This is a genomic window from Streptomyces sp. V4I8 (assembly GCF_041261225.1).
GTDB lineage: Bacteria > Actinomycetota > Actinomycetes > Streptomycetales > Streptomycetaceae > Streptomyces.
Window position 1 is genome coordinate 1,440,111 of the sequence record NZ_JBGCCN010000001.1, and the last position, 23,630, is coordinate 1,463,740.

18 protein-coding genes and 1 pseudogene are annotated in these 23,630 nt (G+C 70.4%); 1 reads left to right on the forward strand and 18 read right to left on the reverse strand.

Annotation, left to right across the window (positions count from 1 at the left end; all coding sequences use genetic code 11):
* The 15 genes and pseudogenes from ABIE67_RS06505 to ABIE67_RS06575 all read right to left on the reverse strand — a co-directional run bounded on the left by ABIE67_RS06505 (position 1) and on the right by ABIE67_RS06575 (position 19,601).
* Positions 1 to 753 (reverse strand): cupin, encoded by a 753-nt coding sequence (locus ABIE67_RS06505; protein ID WP_370254745.1) that lies wholly within the window; start codon positions 751 to 753, stop codon positions 1 to 3.
* A complete protein-coding gene (locus ABIE67_RS06510; protein ID WP_370254747.1) occupies positions 747 to 1,685 on the reverse strand; it encodes a PmoA family protein in 939 nt (312 codons plus the stop codon). The genes ABIE67_RS06505 and ABIE67_RS06510 overlap by 7 nt, the downstream gene beginning before the upstream one ends.
* Positions 1,682 to 2,797 (reverse strand): Gfo/Idh/MocA family protein, encoded by a 1,116-nt coding sequence (locus ABIE67_RS06515; protein ID WP_370254749.1) that lies wholly within the window; start codon positions 2,795 to 2,797, stop codon positions 1,682 to 1,684. The genes ABIE67_RS06510 and ABIE67_RS06515 overlap by 4 nt, the downstream gene beginning before the upstream one ends.
* Positions 2,798 to 3,045: 248 nt before the next feature.
* On the reverse strand, positions 3,046 to 4,251 hold the full coding sequence (locus ABIE67_RS06520; RefSeq protein ID WP_370254751.1) for an ROK family protein: 1,206 nt from the start codon (positions 4,249 to 4,251) through the stop codon (positions 3,046 to 3,048).
* Between the two features lie 60 nt (positions 4,252 to 4,311).
* On the reverse strand, positions 4,312 to 6,840 hold the full coding sequence (locus ABIE67_RS06525) for a beta-galactosidase (protein ID WP_370254753.1): 2,529 nt from the start codon (positions 6,838 to 6,840) through the stop codon (positions 4,312 to 4,314).
* Entirely contained in the window at positions 6,837 to 7,772 is a 936-nt protein-coding gene (locus ABIE67_RS06530) for a carbohydrate ABC transporter permease (protein ID WP_370254755.1), read from the reverse strand. The genes ABIE67_RS06525 and ABIE67_RS06530 overlap by 4 nt, the downstream gene beginning before the upstream one ends.
* Positions 7,772 to 8,722, reverse strand: a complete 951-nt coding sequence (locus ABIE67_RS06535; protein WP_370254757.1) for a carbohydrate ABC transporter permease — start codon at positions 8,720 to 8,722, stop codon at positions 7,772 to 7,774. The genes ABIE67_RS06530 and ABIE67_RS06535 overlap by 1 nt, the downstream gene beginning before the upstream one ends.
* Positions 8,723 to 8,728: 6 nt before the next feature.
* Positions 8,729 to 10,012 (reverse strand): sugar ABC transporter substrate-binding protein, encoded by a 1,284-nt coding sequence (locus tag ABIE67_RS06540; RefSeq protein WP_370254759.1) that lies wholly within the window; start codon positions 10,010 to 10,012, stop codon positions 8,729 to 8,731.
* Between the two features lie 198 nt (positions 10,013 to 10,210).
* On the reverse strand, positions 10,211 to 11,947 hold the full coding sequence (gene polX / locus ABIE67_RS06545; RefSeq protein WP_370254761.1) for a DNA polymerase/3'-5' exonuclease PolX: 1,737 nt from the start codon (positions 11,945 to 11,947) through the stop codon (positions 10,211 to 10,213).
* A gap of 55 nt (positions 11,948 to 12,002) precedes the next feature.
* A complete protein-coding gene (locus ABIE67_RS06550) occupies positions 12,003 to 13,244 on the reverse strand; it encodes a DegT/DnrJ/EryC1/StrS family aminotransferase (protein ID WP_370254763.1) in 1,242 nt (413 codons plus the stop codon).
* Positions 13,245 to 13,394: 150 nt separating this feature from the next.
* A complete protein-coding gene (locus tag ABIE67_RS06555; RefSeq protein WP_370254765.1) occupies positions 13,395 to 14,519 on the reverse strand; it encodes a GNAT family N-acetyltransferase in 1,125 nt (374 codons plus the stop codon).
* Between the two features lie 170 nt (positions 14,520 to 14,689).
* Positions 14,690 to 15,481, reverse strand: coding sequence for a trans-aconitate 2-methyltransferase (locus ABIE67_RS06560; protein WP_370254767.1), 792 nt, complete (start codon positions 15,479 to 15,481; stop codon positions 14,690 to 14,692).
* A gap of 94 nt (positions 15,482 to 15,575) precedes the next feature.
* Positions 15,576 to 16,793: an aminotransferase class V-fold PLP-dependent enzyme gene (locus ABIE67_RS06565; RefSeq protein WP_370254769.1), complete on the reverse strand. Its 1,218-nt coding sequence runs from the start codon at positions 16,791 to 16,793 to the stop codon at positions 15,576 to 15,578.
* On the reverse strand, positions 16,790 to 18,133 hold the full coding sequence (locus ABIE67_RS06570; RefSeq protein WP_370254771.1) for a pyridoxal-phosphate dependent enzyme: 1,344 nt from the start codon (positions 18,131 to 18,133) through the stop codon (positions 16,790 to 16,792). Before ABIE67_RS06570 ends, ABIE67_RS06565 begins: the two co-directional genes overlap by 4 nt.
* Positions 18,130 to 19,601: pseudogene (locus ABIE67_RS06575) on the reverse strand (Y4yA family PLP-dependent enzyme). Before ABIE67_RS06575 ends, ABIE67_RS06570 begins: the two are co-directional and overlap by 4 nt.
* 240 nt (positions 19,602 to 19,841) lie before the next feature.
* Between ABIE67_RS06575 and ABIE67_RS06580 the strand changes: the two are divergent.
* Entirely contained in the window at positions 19,842 to 20,375 is a 534-nt protein-coding gene (locus tag ABIE67_RS06580; protein ID WP_370254773.1) for a hypothetical protein, read from the forward strand.
* 18 nt (positions 20,376 to 20,393) lie between these two features.
* Here the strand turns inward: ABIE67_RS06580 and ABIE67_RS06585 are convergent, their stop codons facing one another.
* From ABIE67_RS06585 to ABIE67_RS06595, 3 genes are all read right to left on the reverse strand, one after another.
* A complete protein-coding gene (locus ABIE67_RS06585; protein ID WP_370254775.1) occupies positions 20,394 to 20,804 on the reverse strand; it encodes a VOC family protein in 411 nt (136 codons plus the stop codon).
* 115 nt (positions 20,805 to 20,919) lie between these two features.
* Complete coding sequence (gene htpG, locus ABIE67_RS06590; RefSeq protein ID WP_370254777.1) at positions 20,920 to 22,818, reverse strand: molecular chaperone HtpG; 1,899 nt, start codon at positions 22,816 to 22,818, stop codon at positions 20,920 to 20,922.
* 95 nt (positions 22,819 to 22,913) lie between these two features.
* Positions 22,914 to 23,630 (reverse strand): class F sortase, encoded by a 717-nt coding sequence (locus ABIE67_RS06595; protein WP_370254779.1) that lies wholly within the window; start codon positions 23,628 to 23,630, stop codon positions 22,914 to 22,916.

Here is a 23,630-nt window from a genome sequence, read left to right on the forward strand (position 1 = left end):
CTACTCGCCTCGGTACGGCAGCGTGACCCCCGGCAGGTTGTACTCGTCCCGGCGGCCACACATCCCGAAACCGGCGAGCCTGGTGGGCCCGGCCTCGTGCGCGGTCGCGTCGGCGAGGTACGCCGGTTCGCCCGCCTCCAGCGCGTCGAGCTGGGCGCCCGTGCGTTCCGCAGTGGCCAGCGCGCCGGCCCGCCACAGCTCCCTCCAGTTCGGCACCTTGGCTCGCACGAGGCGGGCGGCGGCGCGCTGGAACTCGGCGTACGGGCCGTCGTCACCGGCGACGAGCGCCTCGCGCAGGGCGAGGTAGCCCTCGACGGCGAGGTCCCTGCGGCGGCGTGCGGCAGCCGCCGTCTCCGGGCCGACGCCGGGCGGGATCGCCGCGGCCGCCGTGTACTTCTCGGGGTCGGCGAGCACCTCGGGCGGGAAGGTGAACACGGCGTCCCCGGCCTCCGGCAGCCCGCTGTTCTGCATCAGCACGGTGATCCGCAGATCGCCGCCCTGGACCATACGGTGCACGGTCCCGGGCGTGAACCAGGCGACGGAGCCCGGCTCCAGGGGGATGTCCCGGTAGCCGTCGGGGCTCAGCGTCTGTACGGCACCCCGGCCGCCGGTGACGACGTACGCCTCCGTGCAGACCAGGTGGAGATGCGGGCTGCCACCGCAGACGCCGTCGGCGGCCTCCCAGTCGTAGGCGCTGAGGTGGGACAGGCCGACGGCGCCGGGCAGCGGGTGCGGAAGGTTCGGCTTCACCACGGCAGTCCCTCCAGGTGGGAGGCCACCTGCTCCCGGTCCCAGGCCCCGTCGGCGAAGACGACGCGGTACCGGTATGCGAAGGACTCACCGGGCGGCAGCTCGAACTCCTCGAAGAACGCCCAGGAGAACGCGACCGTCGGGATCGGCTCGGAGCGCACGAACCAGTGGGACTCGTGTATCGCGGCGTTCTCGTCGAGGTTCTCGGGCGCGTGCGCGAAGACGAGCGTGGAGTGCCCGTCGACGTCGTCGTGTTCGGACGTGTACGCGAGCCAGGGGCCCTGCGTGCCCATCAGCTTGCCCGCGTCCGCGCCCGCTCCCCCGTCGAGGTCGGGGCCGAAGGCGGCGCCTCCGGTGAAGTCCCGGGGCCCGCGCCACTGGAGTCCGGTGTAGCCGGCCATCTCGCGGCCCGCGGTGGTGGGCGAGCCGAAGGCGAGCGGCTCGGCACGGGTGTTGGTCAGCCGGATCGACCAGTCCAGGGCCCAGGCGCCGGCCTCCTCGTCCACCGAGTGGACGGTCAGCCCGCGCACCTCGCGTGCCCACTCCTCGCCGCCGTTCTCGACCCAGGTGAGCTCCTCGGTGAAGGCGAGCCGGTCGTCCTCGACGGTGAACTCGCCGAAGCCGTCGTGCCGCATGGAGCCGATCCGCTCCGGCAGGGGCAGGTAACCCTGGCCGTGGACATAGCAGTTGCCGCCCCAGAAGTTCTGCCCGGAGAGATGACTCGCCGTCATCTGCAGGCCCTTGTGCCAGCGGTGGTCGCTCGGCCGGTAGCCGGTCACGGTGTGTCCGGCGAGGGTGCGCACGGGGTGGGCGTACGGCTTGCGGGACTCGAAGGCCTCCGGGTCGGGACGGTAGACGTACCGCAGGATCTCGGTGCCGTTCGCGGCCGTGACGGCGATGTGGTCGCCGTGCGCGTGGGTGACGCGGATGCTCATGCGCGCTCCTTGGGGGCCCAGTGGGGGTGGTCGCCGTGCATGGCCGGGTAGAAGGGGTCGCCGGGCCGGATCTCGCCCGCGTGCACCGGGCTGCCCGTGAACGCGGCCTTGTAGAGGGCGGCGGCGAAGTCGAGGGTGGCCCGGGCGTCGGGGCCGCTGCCGGGCGGCCGGACACCGTTGTCGTAGGCGTCGAGGAGGGCGCCGAGCTGAGCGGTGTGGGAGCTGGGCAGGTCCGCGGCCGGGGTGCGCCAGGCGGTGGCGCGCTCGGAGGGGACGTGCGGGGCCGGGGTGTAGACCCAGTCGTCGTTGCGGTGGCCGTACAGGTGGGTGAGCTCGACCGTCGCGTCGGCGCAGTCGACGCGGATGCGGCTCACCTCGTGCGGGGACAGCACGCTGTTGACGACGGTGGCGAGGGCGCCGTTCTCGAAGCGGACGAGGGCCGTCGAGATGTCCTCGCTCTCGGTGTCGTGGACCAGGCGCGCGGCCATGGCCCGGATCTCCGCCCACGGTCCGAGCAGGTGCAGCAGCAGGTCGAACTGGTGGATGCCGTGCCCCATCGTCGGCCCGCCGCCCTCGGTGGCCCACCGCCCGCGCCACGGCACCGCGTAGTAGGCGGCGTCACGGTGCCAGGTCGTCTGGCAGTGCGCGACGAGCGGGGCGCCCAGCTCCCCGCTCGCGATCAGCTCCCGGGCGTGCACCGCGCCGGAGCCGTAGCGGTGCTGGAAGACGACCGACGCGTAGGCCCCCGACGCCTCCTCGGCCGCCGCGATGTCGTCGTACTCGGCGAGCGACAGACACAGCGGCTTCTCGCACAGCACCCAGGCGCCCGCCTTGAGCGCGGCGACCGTCTGCTCCCGGTGCAGGGACGGCGGCGTGCCGATCAGGACCAGGTCGGGGCGTACGGCGTCCAGCATCTCGCCCGTCGAGGTGTACCCGGCGACGTCCTCGCCCGCGAGCTCCCGGAAGGCGTCCAGCCGGGCCTGGTCCACGTCGACCGCGGCGACCAGCTCCACCCGGTCGGCGTGGTGTCTCAGGGCGGGGAGATGGCTGCCGCTGACGATGGCGCCGGTGCCGATCACGGCGACGCGGCGGCGGGCGGGGCTTGGGGACATGCAGTTCTCCTCGGACGGCCGGCGGACAGCCCGCTTCAGAAAGCGCTTGCACTTCGAGGCGACCCTAGGCAGGGACCTAATGTCAGGACAACCCCTCTGCAGCGACATGGGCAAAGCCTGACCACGGCACCCGCTCGCCCTCCGCACGCTCCCCTTGCCGACGGCGGCTCAAACGGATGACGATCACCCAAGGCTCAGGAGCCGTGGCGAGGTTCGACTCGGGCCCGGCGACGCTGGTGCCGGGCGCGTCATCCGATCGGCTGGGCGGTCTCGGCACGCGGCTGCGGCCGGGTCCGGGCCTGGCTGACCAGGCCGAGCCGGGCGAGGAACTGCTCCAGGGTGAAGGCGGCCATGCCCAGGCACACGGCGTTGCCGGGCACCTCGGACACCTCGACGGTGAGGCCGGGCAGGGAACCCGGCAGCACATGACGGGGCAGTTCGTCCCGTACGGCGGGGACGAGCCACGGGGCCAGCGCCTTGGGCAGCCAGCCGGTGAGCGTCACCTTCGGCACGTTGAGCAGGTTGACGAGGTCGCCGAGGGCCGCGGCGAGATAGCGGCCCGTGCGCCGGACGAGTTCCCGCAGCACCGGGTCCCCCGCGGCCAGGCCACGGGCGACGGTCTCGACGAAGTCCCGCTGCCCGGGCTGTCCCAGCGCCGGATGGGACGGGTCGATCTCGGCCAGCGTCGCCTCCAGGCCCGGCGCGCCGACGTACGTCTCCACGCACCCGTCTCGGCCGCAGCGGCACGGGCGACCGTCCAGCATCAGGAGGGTGTGGCCCCATTCACCGGCGTTGTTGCTGATGCCGCGGACCAGGGTGCCCTCGACGGCGATGCCGGCTCCGGCCCCGGTGCCGATGTTGACCACGGCCATGCTGTCGACGACGCGCCCGGCGCCGAACCACATCTCGGACAGGATCGCCGCCTTGAGCGGATTGTCGACATACACCGGCAACCGCAGCCGCTCGGCCAGCAGTTCCTCGATGTGCACGTCGTGCCAGTCCCAGTTCGGCGCGAAGACCGAGACCCCGGCGTCATGGTGGACGTGGCCCGGCATGCTGACCCCGACTGCCACGATCCGGTCGCGCTCGGTCCCGTCCGCGTCCAGGGCCGCCTCGATCGCGCCGACGATGCCGTCGACGACGTACGCCTGGTCGTTCCGGTCCTCGTCGAGGGCCGTCTCGTGCCTGCTCAGGACGCCGAGAGCGAGGTCGTACACCGTGGCGTCGACGTAGGTCTCGGCGACGTCGACACCGACGATGCGGCCCCGGTCCGGGTTGATCGTGAGCCGTTCGTACGGCCGTCCCACGGCGTTGCGCTCCACGGCGGCGATGTGCAGCACGCCCTCTGCCAGGAACTCACCGACCAGCGTCGTCACGGTGGCCTGGCTGAGGCCCGTGTGCCGGGTGAGTTCCTGGCGGGAGGACGGCCCGAGGTCGAACAGTGCGTGCAGCACCTCGAAACGGTTCTCGCTGCGAACGTCTCGGGCCGTGTGCCGGGCCACCGGTGATCCCCCTCAGTCGGTCGGTCCCCCCAGCCACAGCGTACGGATCTCCGGCGTCTCACACCCCTCAATACCCTGGGCGAGCAGGGTCAGGCCCGGCCAGTTCGGCGGTACCCAGAGCGCGTCGGGGTCACCGCCCGAGAAGTCGGGCCGTTCGCCGACCCAGACGCGCCCCACGCACTCTCCGCCGGCCCATCCGGTCACCCTGACCTGCGTGGCGTCCAGCCGGACCAGATATCCCTCCGGCGACGCCGGCAGGTCGACGTCGAGCCATGCCTCCTCCCCCGGCTTCAGCACCAGCGGAAGCCGTACCTCCTCCGTGCGGACGGAGCCGGCGGCGAACGCGGTCAGCAGCTCGTCGTCCTGCACCGCGCACGACCAGTCCCGTACGGCGTCCAGCGCGAGGAGTTCGGCGCGCAGGCCGGGACCGCTCGGGTGGTGCGGCAGCGTGACCGACACCTGGTGGGTGCCGGCGGTCAGCAGCACCCAGGGGTTCTCGGTGTGGACGGTCTCCGGCTCCCCTTCGTCCACGCTCACCCGCAGCGGTTCGACGACCCCGCGCAGATGCAGCGCCGACGGGGTGGGCGAGTGGACCGTACGGGTGTAGGTGACCGGCACCGCGACGCGGGTGCTGCTCCAGCCCCCGAGCACCCGGGTGGGCGCGGGTGTCCCCGCCCAGTGGCCGTGCACCGTCCACAGGGCCGACACGTCCGTGGTCTCCCGGACCTTCCAGAGCGTGCCGAGACCCCGCAGCGCGCCGAGGCGGAGGGCGGGCAGGCGGGCGTCGTCGAAGTTGGCGTGGCCCCAGATCTCCACGACGGCCTCGATCGCGGCGGCACCCGTCACGTCCCGGACGTCGATGCGGCGGGCCGCACCGAATCCGGCGACCGTCGGGAGCGCCCGGCCCGCGACGGACAGGTCGACGATGTCGGCGGCGTCGGTGAGCAGCAGCTCGACGACGCCGGTCAGGTCCGTGGTGGTCCGGTAGGCGCCGCGGCCCCGGTACACGCCGAGCGACTCCAGGGCCGGCGGCAGTTCGTGCAGCCCCGCGGGCTGCTCGGGGGCCGCCTCGGCCCGCCGCCGCACCTCGCGTACGGCGGTCGGTTCCCGGGCGTCGGGCTTCTCGGAGGCATCCGCCGACCGGACCGTGCCGTCGGCGTCGACCGACCGCAGCCGCGCGGCCTCGGCCGACGGCAGCACCACGAGCGTGGTCCCGGCCAGGGTCTCCCGTCCGGACACCGGGATCTCGGTCCGCGTCCCGTCCAGTACGACGGTGACGGGCACGTCGGAGGAGAACACCAGCACCCCGTCCGCCCGCGCCACGAGGTCTGCCGAGGCGAGGTTCAGGATGGTGCCGTTGAGCGGCACGTCCACCGCCATCAGCGGGCACGAACCCGGAGCGACCTCGACCGGCACGCCCCGTACGACCGCCCTGCCGGGCTCACCGCCCAGATGCGGTACGGCCACCAACCGGCCGCCCCCGTCCAGCTCCAGCGCCGACGGCTGCGAGCTCGTCGGGAAGTCGCAGCCGAGTCCGGCGTACGACACCGTTGTCGCCAGGGCCAGTCGGGGACCCCATGTCTCCACGACCCGGGCCAGCACCTGCGCCTCGGCGTACTCCGGGCGCTCCAGGCCGGTCGAGGTGACGTAGCCGCCGAAGTCGTAGCCGTGGCTCATGAAGTTGCCGGGACGCCCCCAGTTTCCGCTCGACGGGGTGTAACCGAAGTTCCAGCCGGACGACTGGAGATACGGCGCGATCAGCTTGGCGCCGCTCGCCAGCAGCCGCCGCAGCGTCCGGTGGCGGCGGTTGGTCTCGGTGACCAGCAACGGCACCCCGCGCTCCGCGACCAGCGCGGCATAGCGGCGCACCTCGGCCTCGATGTCCGGGGAGTCGTCGTCCGGGTAGAAGTTGCTTGCCGGTACGACCCCTTCGATGTCCCCGGTGGCGCCGGGGAGGTCGCCCTGGCCGGAGCAGGCGATCAGGGGGACGGTGATGCCGTGGCGAACTGCCGTGTCCCGCAGGGAGGCCATGTATCCGGTGCGGTCCGCGCAGTCGAAGAAGTCCAGCTCGTTCTCCAACTGCACCATGATCACCGAACCGCCCGCCGGGTGCTGACGCTCCGCCAGCAGCGGCAGCACCTGGTCGAACCACGCGGTGACCTGCTCCAGATAGCGGGGCTCGTTCTGACGTACCCTCAACTCCGGGTCCAGGCCGAGCCATGCGGGTAGCGCGCCGCCGTCCCACTCGGAGCAGATGTACGGGCCCGGTCGGGCGATGACGTACAGGCCCTCCTCCCGAGCGAGGTCCAGGAAGGCGGCGACGTCCCGGCGGCCCTCGAACGAGAAGCGGCCGGGGGCCAACTCGTGGAAGTTCCAGGGGAGATAGACGTCGACGCAGGTGTAGCCCGAGTCACGCACCTGGGCGAGGCGTTCGCGCCACTGCTCCCGGGGGACGCGGAAGTAGAACAGCGAGGCGCACAGCAGGGTGCGGGGACGGCCGTCGATCCACACGCCCTGACCGTCTACGTGGATGGTGGTCACTTCACTCCCGCGCTTCCGCCGCTGATGTCCATTTCGTACAGGTACTTCTGGCCTAGGTAGTAGACGATGATCATGGGCAGTGCGAGCAGGACCGAGCCGACCATGACCAGGTTCCACGCCGGTGACTGGCCCGCCGCCGAGGTGCTGGTGATGTACTGGATGCCCAGTGACAGCGGCATCTTGGACTCGTCGTTCAGATAGATCAGCGGGCCCATGAAGTCGCCCCAGGTGTGAGTCAGGGTGAAGATGCCGATCGCGATCAGCACCGGCCACAGCATCGGCAGCATGATCCGCCGGTAGATGCCGAAGAAGCCAAGACCGTCGACCATGGCCGCCTCGTCGAGCTGGCTGGGCAGCCGGGAGACGAACTGCCGCACCAGGAAGACGTTGAAGGCGTTGGAGAAGAAGTTCGGCACGATCAGCGGCAGATAGCTGTTCACCCAGCCCAGGTCCCGGAAGAGGATGAACTGCGGGATCATCGTGATCTGGGTCGGGATCATCATGGTGGCGATGACGATCAGGAACAACGCGTTCTTGCCGGGGGCCCGCAGCCGCGCGAAGGCGTAGCCGACCAGACCGCTGGAGAGCATCTGCCCGGCGACCGAACAGAGCGAGATGATCACGGAGTTGATCAGGAAGCGGCCCATCGGCAGTTCGGAGCCGAAGACCCGGCTGAAGTTCTCCCAGTGGAACTCGGTCGGGAAGAGCGTGAAGGAGTTGGTGTTCACCGTCGCGTCGCTGGAGAGCGCGATGGAGCCGACGAACACCAGCGGCATGGTGAGGATCGCCGCCACGACGATCAGCGTCGCGTAGGTGAACGGGGTGGCTCGGAACGCCCGTACCGTACCGGGGCCCGGTCCCCCACGGGTCTTGCGCGGCGAACCGCTCTCCCGCGTCCGCTGCGGCGCCGGGGTGGTCAGGAGGCCGGCCATCACTTCACCTCGGTTTCGTAGAACACCCAGCGCCGCGCGGTGCGGAATGCGATCAGTGTGAAGACGAGGACCACGAGGAAGAGCAACCAGGAGATCGCCGACGCATAGCCCATGTGGTAGTTGCCGAAGGCCTCGTCGAAGAGGTACGGCACCATCGTCTCGGCGCCGTCGTAGGCAGCGCGCAGCTTGCCCTTCGGCACCAGGATGTACACCTGGGCGAAGACCTGGAAGGCACCGATCATCCCCATGATCAGGTTGAAGAAGATGATCGGGGTCAGGTGCGGCAGTGTGATGCTCCAGAACTGCCGTACCGCACCCGCGCCGTCGACCTCGGCCGCCTCGTACACCTCCTTCGGGATGCCCTTCATGGCGGCGAGCAGCAGCACCGTCGCACTGCCCGCACTCCATGCCGACATCACGACCAGCGCGGGGATCGCCCAGTCGCCGTCGAGCAGCCAGGCCGGGCCCGTGACGCCGAACAGGCCGAGCGCGTCATTGAGCGGGCCGTTCGGGGCGAGTACCTGGCGGAAGATCATCGCCGTGGCGACGAGCGGCACCAGGGTCGGCAGATAGATCAGGGTGCGCAGCAGTTTCCGGGCGCGTACCTGCTTGTTGAGCAGATTCGCCAGCCACAGTCCGAGCACCAGGCCGAGCGGGACCGAGACCGCCGCGTAGTAGAAGGTGTGCCACAGCGTCCGCCAGAACCTGGGGTCGTCGGTGAGCAGCGTGGCGTAGTTCTGCAAGCCGACCCAGGTGGGCGCGGTGAACGAGTCCCAGTCGGTCATCGAGTAGTAGACCGACGCGATCATCGGCCCGAGCAGGAAGACCAGGAACCCGATCACCCACGGCGAGACGAACAGATAGAACCAGAGCGCCTCACGGCGCCGCCGCTTCGAGGATGTCCCGGTCTTCGGGACCGCCGTCGAGGCCGTCTTCGAGAGGGTCGCCATCGCCGGTCATCCCGCGGACTTGATGATGGACTCGAGGTCCTTCTGAAGGGCGGTCAGCGCCTTCTTGGCGCTCTCCTTGCCGAGCCAGAAGTTGGCGAGGCCGGAGTCGATGGCCGACGTCATCTCGTTCCACTCGGGGATGAACGGCGCGCGGAAGATGAAGTCGCTGGACTCGGCGAACGCGCCCATGTTGACGTCGGTCTTCATCCACGCGGGCTTGAGGAACGCGTCGCTCTGCTGCACCGCGAGGCTGGCCGGTACGTCCTCGCCGTCGTCGATGATCTGCTGCTGCGCCGCGTCCGAGGTGAGGAAGTCGATCGCCTTGAAGGCGTTGTCGCGCTGCTTGCAGGTGCGGGAGATGGCCAGGCCGCTGCCGAACGCGGACACGGCCTGCTTCTTGCCGCGCCAGATCGGCGCGATGTCCCACGCGAACTTCGCGTCCGTCAGACCGGCGGTGACCCAGAAGCCGTTGGCGTGGGTGGCGCACTTCTGCATCGGGAAGGCCTGGTCGCCGCCGACCTCGGAGCCCATGTCGGCGTAGTCCGCCTTGCTCGGCGCCACCTTGTGCTTGAAGACCAGGTCGCCGGCCCACTGGAGCGCCTCGACGACCTCGTCGCTGTCGACGGCGGGGCGGCCGTTCGCGTCGATGATGGTGCCGCCGTTCTGGTAGGCGAGGCTCCACCACTGCGGGTACCACTCGGCGCCGGTGTAACCCCACTGCTTGCCGGGGACGGTGAGCTCCTTGAAGGCGTCGAGCGCGTCGTCCCAGGTCCACTCGGCGGTGGGCGCCTTGATGCCCTTCTTCTCGAACAGGTCCTTGTTGTAGTAGACGGTGATCGCGCCGGAGCGGTCCGGGACCGCGTACAGCTTGTCCTCGTACGTGTAGATGGAGCCGACCGGGCCGAACCGCTTCTCGGTGTCGAGGCCGGCCTTCTTGGCGAGGTCGTCGAGAGGCAGGAGCTGGTTCTTGCTGGAGTAGGTGTTGACGCTCTCGGCGACCTGCATGATGTCCGGACCGCTGCCGCCCGCGATCATCGTCTGCACCTTCTGGGCGTACGCGTCGCTGGGGATCAGCTGGAGCTTGACCTTCAGCTCCGGGTACTTCTTCACCAGCAGGTCAATGCGCTTCTGGTACGTCTTGCGGTCGGCGTCGCCGCCCCAGACGGTCATGACGAGCGGGCCGCTCGAACTTCCGCTGCCGGAACCGCACGCGGTGAGGGTCACGACACCGGCCGCGAGTCCCAGGCCGAGGAAACCCCGGCGGGACACCTGAAGCTTGTCAACTGGCATGGCACTACTCCTCCGGTGAAACGGGCGAACACGCAGGGAACAGCCCTCGGGAGCCCGGGCCCGGCTTCGAGTGACGGTTAAACTAACCCTCGTTAAATCTGGCTACAAGACCTTGATTCGCACGAGTTTCAACCTGCACGACTCGAACACGAGCGGGATCCGACCGCGCTCGGCGCGCTCGGAGGCCCTTCGCAGAGGTCAGCCCTTGTCCAGGAAGCGCCGCAGCCGGGTCAGCGGCCAGGTGTTGATCACGTCGTCCTTGGTGAGCCAGCCGCGCTGTGCCGTGCCGACGCCGTAGCGCAGGTTGGCCAGGTGGATGACGGCGTGGGCGTCGCTGTCGACGGCGAACTTCACGCCGTGCCGCCTGGCCCGCAGGATGTCCTCGTCGCGCAGGTCGAGCCGGTCGGGATGGGAGTTGATCTCCAGGGCCGTGCCGGTGCGCGCGCAGGCGGCGAAGACCGCGTCCAGGTCGACGTCGATGCCGGGCCGCCTGCCGAGGAGGCGGGTGGTGGGGTGGCCGATGATGTGGACGTGGGGGTTCTCGCAGGCCCGCACGATCCGCCGGGTCAGCGCCTCGCGCTCCTGGTTGAAGTGCGAGTGCACCGAGGCCACGCACAGGTCGAAACCGGCGAGGAACTCGGGTGGCCAGTCCACGTCCCCCTCGGGGCCGATGTTCAGTTCCGTGCCGTGCAGCACGCGCATGCCGGCCCGCTTGCCGCGCCTGCCGTACGTCCCGTCGAGTTCGCGGACGCGCTCGCGCTGCGCCAGGATCCGTTCGTCGGTCATCCGCTGCATGGCCATGTCCGGGGCGTGGTCGGTGACGGCGTAGTAGGCGTAGCCGCGCTCGGCGGCCGCGGCGACCATGTCCTCCAGCGGGGCGAGCCCGTCGGTGAGGTCGGTGTGGGTGTGCAGATCGCCCCGGATGTCCTTCTCCTGCACCAGCTCGGGCAGCTCGCCGCGCAGCCCGGCCTCGATCTCGCCCCGGTCCTCGCGCAGGGTGGGCGGGATCCACGGCAGGCCGAGCCGGGCGTACACGTCCTCCTCGGTCTCGGAGACGATCTTCTTGCCGGTCTCGGTGTCGAAGAGGCCGTACTCGGAGAGCTTGAGCTTCTTGTGGACGGCCATCTCCCGGGTGCGGATGTTGTGCGCCTTGGAGCCGGTGAAGTACTGCATCGCCGCACCCCAGGAGTCCGGCGGGACGACGCGCAGGTCGACCTGGAGGCCCTTGCTGGTGCGGACCGACGTCTTCTTCTCGCCGTGCGCGATGACCTCCGAGACGTACGGCAGCTCGGTGAAGGCCCGCATGACCGGCTCCGACTTCTTCGCCGCGACGAGGATGTCGATGTCGCCGATGGTCTCGCGCACGCGGCGCAGCGAGCCGGCGTAGGAGCAGCGCTCGCAGCCGGCCACCCGCGACATCTCGCCGACGATGTCCTCGGCGAGGGTCATGGCCGCGTCGATCAGGGCCCGGTCGCCGGAGGACTGGAGCAGGCCGATGCCGTGCAGGATGTTCTCCTCCGTCTTCGGCCCGAAGCCCTTCAGGTCGCGCAGCCGCTCCTCGTGGATGGCGTCCGCGAGTTCCTGGGTCGTGGAGATGCCCAGTTCCTGGTAGATGACCAGGGCCTTCTTCGGGCCGAGCGTGGGGATGGCCGTGAGCTGCCGGACTCCGGCCGGGATCTTCGCGCGCAGTTCCTCGACGACGGACACCTTGCCGGTGGTGAAGTACTCGATGACTTTCTGGGCGGTCGACTTACCGACGTTGGGGATCTCCTGGAGCCCCTTGACGTCGAGCGTGGACACGTCGGCGTGATAGCCGCCGATCGCCCGGGCGGCCTTCTCGTACGTACGCGTCCTGAACGCGTCTCCTCCGGTGATCGAGATCAGATCCGCGTACTCCTGGAGGAGTGCGGCGACCTCGTCGTTGGACCGAGCCACGCTTCCAGGGTAGGCGGGGGCGGTATGTGCCGCGACGGGCCGTCGATCGCAGGCTCTAAGGCCCCAGGGGCGTCGGCAGAGTGGTCGTCGGATCGGGGCCCGGAACCTGGGTGGCCGACAGCGGCGGGTGGGCCGCAGTCGCCCGTTCCTTCGTGAGGGCGGCCGCGATCCTGCGGGCCAGCAGGGGGTCGGCCGGCAGGGTGTGGGCGGCGAACCAGCGGGCGGCCCTGGGGTCGGGGGACGGTTCGACGAACTCGGCGCCCGCGTAGTCGTCGAGCGGTGGGTCGTATACGTATCCGGCGACCACGCCGTGGTTCACCAGGCGTTCGAGGAGAGCGTCGCGGTCGTGGACGAGGAGGGGTACCCGGAACAGGGGCGGCAGGCCGTCGCCCGCCCGGTCGCGTAGTGCCGGGCTGGCCCAAGTGGTGCCCGACAGCAGTGAGACGCCGGCCCGGCGCCGGGCGAGGTCGCCGTCGAGCAGGGTCATCCGCAGCTCCAACTGCCCCCGGACCAGGGTCCCGTGGCGGGAGCGGAAGCCGTGCAGGTCGACCCGTACCCAGGGCTCGTACGCGGCCAGGCTCGGGGCGTGGTGGGCGCTGCCGGCGAGGCGGGGGGCGTGCAGGGCCATGCGGAAGTCGTCGCGTTCCAGGAGCCCCAGGCGCTGCATCGTGCGCCACACGGGGCGGACGATGTGGAGCGTGCGTACGGTGGACCGGGCGAGCGGGCGCAGCGTGGTGGACAGGTCGTCGCGCAGGCGCCGTGGAGTCAGCAGGTCGTCGCGCAGGAGCTCCAGCTCCCGTCGGGTGCGCGCGTCCTCGACGGCCAGGAATCCGCCGGCCATCCCCGCCACGTGCTTGGACAGGCTGAACGCCGCCGCCGTCCCGAAGGTCCCGATGGGCTGCCCGTCCACATGGGTGCCGATGGCGTGCGCCGCGTCCTCGATCAGGGGGATCCCCAACTCGTCGCAGCGGCGGCGCAGTTCGACGACCCGGTCGGGCAGGCCGTACAGGTTCGTGGTCAGGACGGCGTCCACGTCGCGCCAGGTGGACTCCGGTACGGCGGCCGGGTCGATGTTGCCGTCCCACTGGGACACGGGCGCTTGGACGGGGCGCAGTCCGGCCGCGAGGACGACGAAGAGGATCACGTCGTCGTTCACCGGGGACATCAGCACCCGTGCGCCCGGCCGGCACCAGCGCCGCAGCGCCAGGTACAGGGCGAGTCGGGCCGAGGGCGTGTAGACGCATTCGCGTCCGATGCGCCGTGTCATCATCGCGGCGAGCCGCGATCCGTACGGCATGGTCACCTCTTCCGTGGAAGGGTCCGGCGAAGGGTTGCCCGAGGCGGGCGGTGCGCGTTCGTGTGCGTCGACCGGGGCCGCCGTGCGGGGCGTGGCGGAACGGCGCCTAGGCGTGCGTTGGGCAGAAGGGACGGGCGGGAGTGGGCCCGCTCAGCGGGCGCGGGCTCCCGCTTCTCCCGGGTGGGCCGGGCCCGAGGTGCGCAGGGTGCCGACCGTCCTGAGCAGCCGGTCGGCGGGATCGCGCAGTCTGGGGTGGGCGAGGACGGTGTTTCTCAGGCCGCGCACCGGTCTGCGCCACAGCCGGTGTGCCGCCGCCACCGGGTGCGGGCGTATCGCGAACCCTTCGGCCACCCGTAGCTCGCGGGTCTTGAGCCAGTCCTTGTACTCCTTCTCGCCGCGCCCCATGTCCATGAGCGTCACGCCGTCCCGGCCGGCGGCGTCGGCCATCCTCAAGTGCATCATCAGTCCGGGTGAGTAGTAGCCGAACTCGGGGTCGTACGCGGTGAACCAGGCGGCGAACACCGTGCGCGACCTCGGCCCGAAGTGCGCGGCGACCGGCCGGTCACCGGCGTACACGACGGACAGGATGCCGGTGAAGTGCTCCTCGCGGACCTGGAAGAGATGGTCCACCAGGTCGACGATCCACGGCTTGGAGAACCGGTCCATCCGTCCCGTTCTGCGGTACTGGGCGGACTTCCACCGCATGAGCGTGCGCAACATGCGCGGATCGCGCTCGTCGTACACGAACCGGACCTCGCCCACGTCACGGCCGAGGCGGCGCTCCTTCTTCAGCGTCGTCTTGGCCTGCCCCGGGTAGGTGGCGCGCAGCCACTCGGCGTAACTGCCCTCGCCGGGCTTCAGGTCGAGCACGGGAGAGGCGAACGTCCCCGTGACGTACGGACCGAAGGGCTTCTGCTCGACGAGGTGATCGAACTCGAAGACGGACAGTCCGCAGGCCCGCAGCAGTTCCCGGGCGTCCCAGGTGACGCCCGGCCGGTGCACCAGGGCCTGGCAGTCGGAGAGGCCGAGGCCGATGGCCCGGCCGACGCCGAACGGGCCCCGCTCGTACGGGAGGAAGCCGACGGCCTCCCCGTTCTCGTGCAGGACCGCCACCTGCGCCCCACTGCGGTACCTGCCGACTCCGATCGCGAACTCGGGCGCCAGGAAAGGGTTGGCGTAGTCGGGCGATTCGTCCATCGCCCGGTGCCACGCCCGGCGCAGCGAGTCGGTCAGCTCCTCGGGTCTGTGAATGGTGATGGCGTGCGTGGATCGCATGGTGACCGCTCCCCCCAGAGTCCCCCAAGAGACGCTTTTCGGGCGCCTCACCACTGTTTCCCCCATGTCGAACTTTGTGGCGAGCTCAAACGTCGCGAAACAGTACGCACACTGTCAAGGCGGATGATGAATCCTTTAGCTGTGCTTGGTAACGCGGGGTCTCGGGACGGTCAGCGGACAGCGACGACGACATGGCTGTCGCCGTACTGCCAGACGACACCGACGTGCCTGAATCCGGCCTGCCGCAGGAGCCGTTCGTGCGCGGACACGGAAAGGCACGGCACGCTGCCGGTGCCGGCGCTCGCGCTGCCGCCCGTGCCGGTGGCGGCGGGCTGTCGGCGTCGGCGTTCCGCGAGGAGGTCGGTCAGCTCCGGGTCCTCCGCGACGGCCGCCCACCAGGCGGCCCAGTCCTCGTGCGCCAGGGCCTGACCGCGTTCGGCGTGACGGCGGCCCACGCACGCCGCGAGTCCGGCGAGGACGGTGTCGTCGTGCGGGAAGTGGTCACCGTTGACGAGGACGCCCCCGGGGCGCAGCAGGCCCGCGAGCTGCCGGTAGGTGCGGCGCAGGGCGTCCGGGCCCAGGTAGTGCAGGGCCGTCGTCGACACGGCCGCGTCCAGCGGGCGGTCGAGGCGCAGGGCCCGGGTCCAGTCCGCCGCGCCGATCACCACGTCGACGTAGCGGGCGGCGTCCGCGTGATGGGTGCGGGCCAGCTCCAGCAGCAGCGGGTCCATGTCCACGGCCACGATGTCCCCGTACGGCACCCGGCGGGCCAGTCGGGCCGCCAGGGAGCCGGGACCGCAGCCGAGGTCGACGACGAGCGGCCTGCCCGGGACGCCCGCCACGGCCTGCTCCACCACATCGGCGATCACCGTGAAGCGCTCCTCGCGGTCGACGGCGTACCGCTGCTGCTGGCGCTCCCAGCGCTCCACCCATCGCTCCGCCGTCGCCAGGCTCAGCCCCATCCCGTCGTGCACCTCGCCGTTCCGTACCCGTTCACAACCCTGCGCCCAGACCCTACAGGTGGAAACGGTTCCCATTCCCCCTAACGGCGGTACGTCACCCGAGCGTGGCAAGGACGGCCAGCAGCCGGTCCACCTCCTCGGCGGTGTTGTGGACGTGCAGGCTCACCCGTACCGAGCCGGTGCGCTCCCCCGCGCCGCCCTGGCAGTGCTGGTCGGAGCGGATCATGAAGCCGTGGCTGAAGAGGATGAAGCCGAGGTCCCCGGAGTCGATGGCCTGGTGGCGGAAGGTGACGATGCCCTGGCGCCGCTGCACGGACGAGCCGGCGGCCAGGCTGCTCTGGCAGCCGAGGATCTCGTAGGCGTCGAGGTGGCGCAGGCGCTCGGTGAGCCGGGCCGCCAGGGCGACCGTCCACCGCTCGATCCGGTCGGTGCCGGCGGCGTCCAGCCAGTCCAGGGCGGTGCTGAGGGAGGCGATGCCGACGGTGTTGGGGGTGCCCGACCAGCCGCCCGGCGTGAACTCCGGTCCGCGCGCCTGGCGGGCCCAGACGGCTCCCGTGCCGGGCAGGGCCATGGCCTTGTGCCCGGAGAAGACCACGAAGTCGACGTCCAGCTCGGCCAGGGACACGGGCAGGTGGCCGACGCTCTGGGCGGCGTCCAGGCAGATGACCGCGTCCGGGCCGACCGCCCGGCGGATGCGGTGGATGTTCATGTTGCCGCCGTACACGTGGTGGACGTGGCTGGCGGCGACGAAGCGGGTTCGCGGGCCCGCCAGTTCCGTGAGCGCGGTGTGGTCGTAGTCGCCGGACGCCCGCTGGTACGGCATCGGGCGTACGCGGATGTGGACACCCTGTCGCGCCAGTTGCCGCTGGACTTCCAGCCAGGGCGCGATGTTGGCCTCGTGGTCGGCGACCGGGACGACGATCTCGTCCCCGTCGGCGAGGAGTCGCGGCAGCCAGTCGCGGGCGACGGTGCGCAGGCCCTCGGTGGTGCCGCTGGTGAAGTGCACGGTCGAGCGCTCGGGAGCGGGGTCGTCGAGGAACCGCTTCACCCGGTGGCGGGCCTGCTCGACCAGGTCGGTGGTCCGGTTGGCCCAGGGATAGGTGCCGCGTCCGGCGTTGGCGTTGGTCGTGGTGAGGTAGGTGTGGACGGTGTCGAGCACGGCCTGCGGCTTCTGGGCGGTGGCCGCGCTGTCCAGATAGGCCAGTTCCGGGTGGGCCGTGATGATCGGGAACTGGGCGCGCAGAACACGCTGCCACTCCCCCAACTCCTCGATGACAACGGCCCCTTGGGTGTCGATCCTGGGTATGGTCATGGGCGTCGGTCCCGTACGAGGGGCGCGCCCGCGTCGCGCCAGGCGATGATGCCGCCGCTCAGGCTGCGGACGTCCGGGTGTCCCATCCGGGTCAGCAGGGCGGCGTACCGGGCGGACTTCTCGCCGACCGGGCAGGCCAGCAGGACCGCGCGGTTGCGGCTGAACGGCAGTCCGCCGTGGAGGAGTTCCTCGAAGAGCTCGTCGACGATGTTGACCGAGCCGTCGATGTGCAGCGCGGCGTAAGCGTAGGGGCTGCGCAGGTCGACGACGAGTGGCTCTCCGGTGGCGATCCACGTCCGGGCCTCGGCGACGCCGATGGCCGGTGCCGTGCGGATCTCCGCCGGCGACAGGTCGGCCGGGGAGTTCCTGCGGCGCGGTCGGCCGAAGAGGTCGGGGCGCCGCTGCCGGACGTAGCTCAGATAGCTCTCGACGCGGTCGCAGACGATGAATACCGCCGACTCTCGATCCGCCGACTGTCGATCCGTCAACTCAGCGTCAACGGCGCGTAGTTGGCGTACGGCTCCGAAGTAGGCGGCACCCCCGGTGGGCCCGGCCAGGATGCCGCAGCGGCGGTTGAGGGTCAGCATCCCCTCGATCGCCTCGTCGGCGGTGACCGCCTCGATCGTGTCGTAGGTGCCGGGGTCGAACAGGCCCACCTCGTGTGCCTCGTCGATGGTGCGGATACCGGGGATGAAGTCGGACTTGGCCGCGACCAGACCGGCGACCCGCACGGCGGGGTCGTGTTCGCGCAGGGCGCGGGCGACGCCGGTGGAGGAGCCCGCGGTGCCCACGCAGGCGATGAACCAGTCCGGGGCCCGTCCGTCCAGGTCCTTGACGATCTCCGGGCCGGTGCCGGTGAAGTGAGCCTCGGTGTTGCGCGGGTTGAAGTACTGGTCGGTGTGCAGATAGGTGCTGTCGGGCTCGGAGAGGGTCCGGTGGAACAGGGTGAGCGGGTCGTCGGTGGCGGTCGGGTCCAGACACTCGCTCTGGCCGGGCAGTTCCTCGATCTCCGCGCCGAGCAACAGCAGCAGGTCCTTGATCTCCGGGATGCGCATCCGGTTGGTGACGCTCTTGAAGGTCATGCCGTGCATGCCCGCGAGGACCGCGAGCGCCTTGGCGGTGTTGCCGCTCGACAGCTCGACGACCTGGCCGCCCTCCTCGGCCGCGGCGGCCAGATAGGGGCGCGCCATGTTCCAGGCGGCCCGGTCCTTCACCGATCCGAAAGGGTTGAGCAGCTCCAGCTTGGCGTACAGGTCGATGTTCCTCAGGCCGTGCACGGCCGGGTCGATGCGCACCAGCGGTGTGTTGCCGATGGCCTCGGTGATGCTGTCGTACCTCACTGCGCTCCCCCCACGGGTGTGGTCGGCCAGTACTGGTCGTCCAGGCACCAGCGCCAGGTGTCGCCCTCCTGCCAGGCGGCGACCTTGCACGCGACGGGCTGGTGCTGGGCACGGGTGGCGTGGAAGTCCATGCAGTATCCGGCGTGTTGGCGAAGGCCAACAGGTCGCCCGGTGCGGGGCGGCGGGGCAGGAAGACCGTGCGGCGCGTGATCAGGTCGGACTCCAGGCACAGGGTGCCGAAGAGATGCACACCGACCGGTTCCGCGGCGGCACTCGCCCCCTCCCCGTCCCGTGGGACGACGACGGGGTCCATGAGCACCCCGTGGTCCTCCAGGGCCACATCGTCGGCCTTCGCCGCCAGCCGTACGAGAAGGGGGCCGCCGGTCTCCTGGTCGCGTACCTCCAGCACCTTCGTCAGGGTGAGTCCGCACTGGTCGAGCAGGGCTCGGCCGGGTTCGGTGTGCAGGTCGTAGAGGTGATCGAGGAGCAGGGCGGCCAGGGAGCTGCCGCCGAAAGACGCGGCCGGGTGCGCCAGGAGTTCGTCGAGGTAGCGGGCGCCCGCTACCGGGCGGTGAGCGGGGTACAGGCCGAGGGTGCCGCGCAGCGTACCGGCCTCGTTGCGCAGCCCGTAGCCGTGGCCGCCGTACGTCAGCGGCGGGCGCGCGCCCAGTACGGCTTCGGTGAGTCCGGTGGTGTACCGCTCCCATTGGCCGCCGTCGGCAAGGTAGTTGACACCGAAGCCGCCGCCGATGTCCACGGCCCGGGGCCTGAGCCCACGGCTCCGGCACTCCTCCAGCACCCGCAGACAGCCCTCCAGTGCCGTGGCCTTCTCGGCGAGGCTCGTCGTGTCCAGGTGGTATGCCACGCCGACCAGGTCGACCACGTCGCCGCACCGCTCGACGGACTTCAGGAGAGAGTCCAACTCCCTTACGGCGGTGCCGAATCGGCTGGGGCGGCTCAGCACCCTCACGCCGGACGTCTCGAACCCCGACAACCGGAGCAGGACGCGGGTCCTGGGCAGCGCGTGTTCGCGTACCAGCGTGGCGAGTTGCTCCAGTTCGCCTCGCGTGTCGAGGCTGACGGTGACCGACGTGCGGGCCGCCAGCCACAGGAATTCCGGGTTCTTCGGTCCCGTCGCCGTGATCCGGTCAGGGGCGAAGCCCGCGCCGAGGGCGTGCTGCAGCTCCCCCAGCGAGGCGACGTCCACGCCGGCGTCCGTGGCGGCGAGCCGCCGCAGCAGGGCGCTGGACCGGTTGGCCTTGTGGGCGAAGAACACCTGGCCGGAGAGGTGGTGAGCGCGGTACACCGAGCGGAACTGCTGGAGGTTGTCGGCGAGTTGGTCGGGAACGACCATGTGCAGTGGGGACCCCAGGGCGTCGGTGAGCGTGTGCAGCAGGTCAGGCGAGTTCAGCAACGAGCGCAGCCGCGGTTCCAGCCGCGGTTCGAGATACAAGGGCTGCCCGCCCATGCCCGGCCCCTCCCCAGCGCTTCGGGCCCGACACTCCGGGCGCTGACGACCACTCCCCGCGGTTTGCCGTATAGCTCCTTTCCCTCACCCCCGGTGCTTTACGCCCTGTAGCTGCCCTCATGGGCGATTAGGTCAACAGACGGCCGGAACCCGTCGCGGCCCGGAGCGACCCGTTTTGTGGTAGGGACACTTCAGTTGACGCGATCGACGAGTGGGAGCGGCGCTGTGTTCGGTAGGTGCGTGACGGTGGTGGTCGCGGCCGGGACGCTGGTCCTGGTCGGCTGCGGTTCCGACGGGGGCGCGGGCGCGGCTGAGCCGACGGACGGGCAGGTCAGCGCTTCGACCGCCGGTTCCCCTTCGGTCTCCCCCTCGACCGCCGCTTCCCCCGCGATCTCCCCCTCGGCCTCCCCCAGCCCCTCGCCGGTCCCCGTGACCGGACCGGATCAGGTGCTGGTGACCATGGAGGTCACCGGCGGATTCGCCGGCGTGCACAAGGAGGTGACCCTGCGGGGCGACGGCACCGTGCACACCGACGACCAGGGGAAACGCGCCGTCCGCCGCACCAGCGCGGCCGAGTTCACCGAGCTGCGGACGCTGCTCGGCGATCCGGCGCTGGACGATGTCTCCGACTTCACGCGGAACATGGAAGCGGCGGACCTGTTCCAGTACACGATCCGGTTCGACGGCCGGACGGTCAGGACGGACCGCTCCGTCGAGGAGCCGGCTCTCGACCGGCTCCTCGACGCCCTGGGTGAGTGGCTGCCGGAGCGGTGACCCGGCGGCCGTCCGCGCTCAGCCGGCCTGCCCGGCGATGTTCACCATCCAGGTGATGCCGAACCGGTCCGTACACATACCGAAGACATCGCCCCACATCTGCTTCTCCAGCGGCACGGTCACCGAGGCCCCGGCCGAGAGCTTGTCCCAGTAGCCACGCAGTTCGGCGTCGTCGTCGCCGCTCAGGCTCACGGAGATGTTGTTGCCGGGCCGGTGGTCGTCCGTCGGGGTGTCCGCGCCCATCAGGGTGAAGTCGCTGGGGGTCTCGAGCATGCCGTGCATGATCTTGTCGGCCATCGGGGTGTCCTTCTGACCGAACTCGGCGTAGGTGTTGAGCACCAGGGTGCCGCCGAAGACTTCCTTGTAGAACTCCATCGCCTGCCGGGCGTCACCGGCGAAGGTGATGTAGGGGTTGAGACGCGAGGCCATGAATCCTCCAGGAATTGGGCCGCAGGCCGACTTCAAGGAAGGTAGCGCGGGCCACTGACAACGGCCCGCGCTCACGCCCACATGGGCTACCCGGCCCCATGGCCCACGGCGCCGACTACAGGGTGCGCTCCAGCCGGTCCGCCACCAGCTTCACGAACCGCGCCGGGTCCTTCGGCTGACCGCCCTCGGCGAGCACCGCCAGCGTGTGGAGCAGTTCCGCGGACTCGGCGAGCTCGGCGCGGTCCTCGCGCTCCTCGTACGCCTGGTGCAGGCCCTTCACCAACGGGTGGCCGGGGTTGAGCTCCAGGATCCGCTTGGTGCGCGGCACCTCCTGGCCCATCGCCCGGTACATGTTCTCCAGGGCGGGGGTCAGATCGTGCGCGTCGGAGACGACACAGGCGGGAGACACGGTGAGCCGCGCCGAGAGACGCACCTCCTTGATGTCCTCGTCCAGCTGCTCGCCCATCCAGCCGAGCAGCCCGGCGTACTCCTCGGCCTGCTTCTCCCGCTCCTCGTCGGCCTTCTCGTCCCCCTCGGCGTCCAGGTCGATCGCACCCTTGGCGATGGACCGCAGCTTCTTGCCCTGGTACTCGCCCACGGCGTCGACCCACACCTCGTCGACGGCGTCCGTGAGCAGCAGGACCTCGATGCCCTTGTCCCGGAACGCCTCCATGTGCGGGGAGTTCTCGATGCTCTGCCGGGACTCGCCGGTGATGTAGTAGATGTCGTCCTGGCCCTCCCGCATTCGCTCCAGGTACTGCGCGAGCGTGGTCGGCTCGTCGTCTGCGTGCGTGGTCGCGAACGACGAGACGGCGAGGATGGCGTCGCGGTTCTCGGTGTCGGTGAGCAGGCCCTCCTTCAGGACGGTGCCGAACTCCCGCCAGAACGTGGCGTAGCGGTCGGCGTCCTTGGTCATGAACTCCTTGACCGTGGACAGCACCTTCTTGGTGAGCCGGCGCTGCATCATCCGGATGTGCCGGTCCTGCTGGAGGATCTCGCGGGAGACGTTGAGCGAGAGGTCCTGCGCGTCGACGACGCCCTTGACGAAGCGGAGGTACGGCGGCAGCAGGGCCTCGCAGTCGTCCATGATGAAGACGCGCTTCACATAGAGCTGGACGCCGCGCTTGAAGTCCCGCGTGAACAGGTCGTGCGGGGCGTGCGCGGGGACGAAGAGCAGGGCCTGGTATTCGAAGGTGCCCTCGGCCTGGAGCCGGATCGTCTCCAGCGGTTCGCGCCAGTCGTGGCTGATGTGCTTGTACAGCTCGTGGTACTCGTCGTCGGACACCTCGTCGCGCGAGCGCGCCCACAGGGCCTTCATCGAGTTCAGCGTCTCGGGCTCGGCTGCGCTGTCCCCGTCGCCCGCCTCCGGGACCATGCGGATCGGCCAGGTGATGAAGTCCGAGTACCGCTTCACGATCTCCCGGATCGTCCACTCGGAGGTGTAGTCGTGCAGCTGGTTCTCGGGGTCGGCGGGCTTGAGGTGGAGCGTGACGGATGTGCCCTGCGGCGCGTCGGCGACCGTCTCCAGGGTGTACGTGGCCTCACCGCGCGACGTCCAGCGGGTGCCCTGGCTCTCGCCGGCGCGCCGGGTCACCAGCGTCATCTCGTCGGCCGCCATGAAGCCGGAGTAGAAACCGACGCCGAACTGGCCGATGAGCCCCTCGGCACCGGCCGCGTCCTGGGCCTCCTTCAGCTCCTTCAGGAAGGTGGCCGTTCCCGAGTTGGCGATGGTGCCGATGAGCTGCCCGACCTCGTCGTACGACATCCCGATGCCGTTGTCCCGCACCGTGAGGGTACGGGCCTCCTTGTCGACATCGATCTCGATGTGCAGGTCTGACACGTCGGCTTCGAGGGAGTCGTCCCGCAGCTTCTCCAGACGCAGCTTGTCGAGCGCGTCGGAGGCGTTGGAGACGAGCTCCCGCAGGAAGACCTCCTTGTTCGAGTAGACCGAGTGGATCATCAGCTGGAGCAGCTGACGGGCCTCTACCTGGAACTCAAACGTCTCGGTCGGCATGGTTCGCGACTACCTCACATCAGTCACCGGAACTGGTCTCAGTCACTGTAAGACACGAGGTCAGCGCGGAGTGCCGCGATGCGGGACGAAGCGGTTCAGACGAGATGGGCGAAGACCACCAGGTTCGCGGTGTAGTCCTTGACCTGCCGGTCGTAGTCCCCCGCGCAGGTGATCAGGCGGACCTGGGCCCGGGGGGTGTCGCCGTACACGCGCTCGCTGGGGAAGGTGTCCTTGTCGAAGGTCTCCGTGCTGTCGACCACGAAGGACGCCTTGCGTCCGTCGGCGCGCAGCACCTGGAAACGGTCCCCCTTCTCCAGCTCGCGCAGGCTCGCGAAGACCGCGGCGGACGTCGTCGTGTCGACGTGTCCGGCGATGATCGAGGTGCCCGTCTCACCGGGGGACGCGCCCTTGGCGTACCAGCCGACGAGGTTGGTGTTGTGGGCCGGCGGGGGTTGGAGCTGGCCCGCCCGGCCGATGGCGAGGTCGGTGAAGGGTGCGTCCACCGAGATCTTGGGGATGAGCAGCCGGACCGGCCGCGACCGCGGCAGATGCTTGCCCACGGGCCGCGAGGCGGACGAGGAGGACCTGGTCGCACGTGGCGCGTGCGACTCGGTGTCCGAGGCGGCGTGCGGCGCACCGCGGCCATCAGGTGCCTCGTCCTGGCCGCCGGACAGGGTGACCACCAGGAACACGGCGGCCACGACGCTCCAGAGGACCCCGCCCGCTACGCGCCTTATCCGCCGTGCGGGCACGGAAACGGTGTCGGCACGGGCCGGGTCGTTGTCGGGGGACGAGGGACAGCCGGCGGCCAT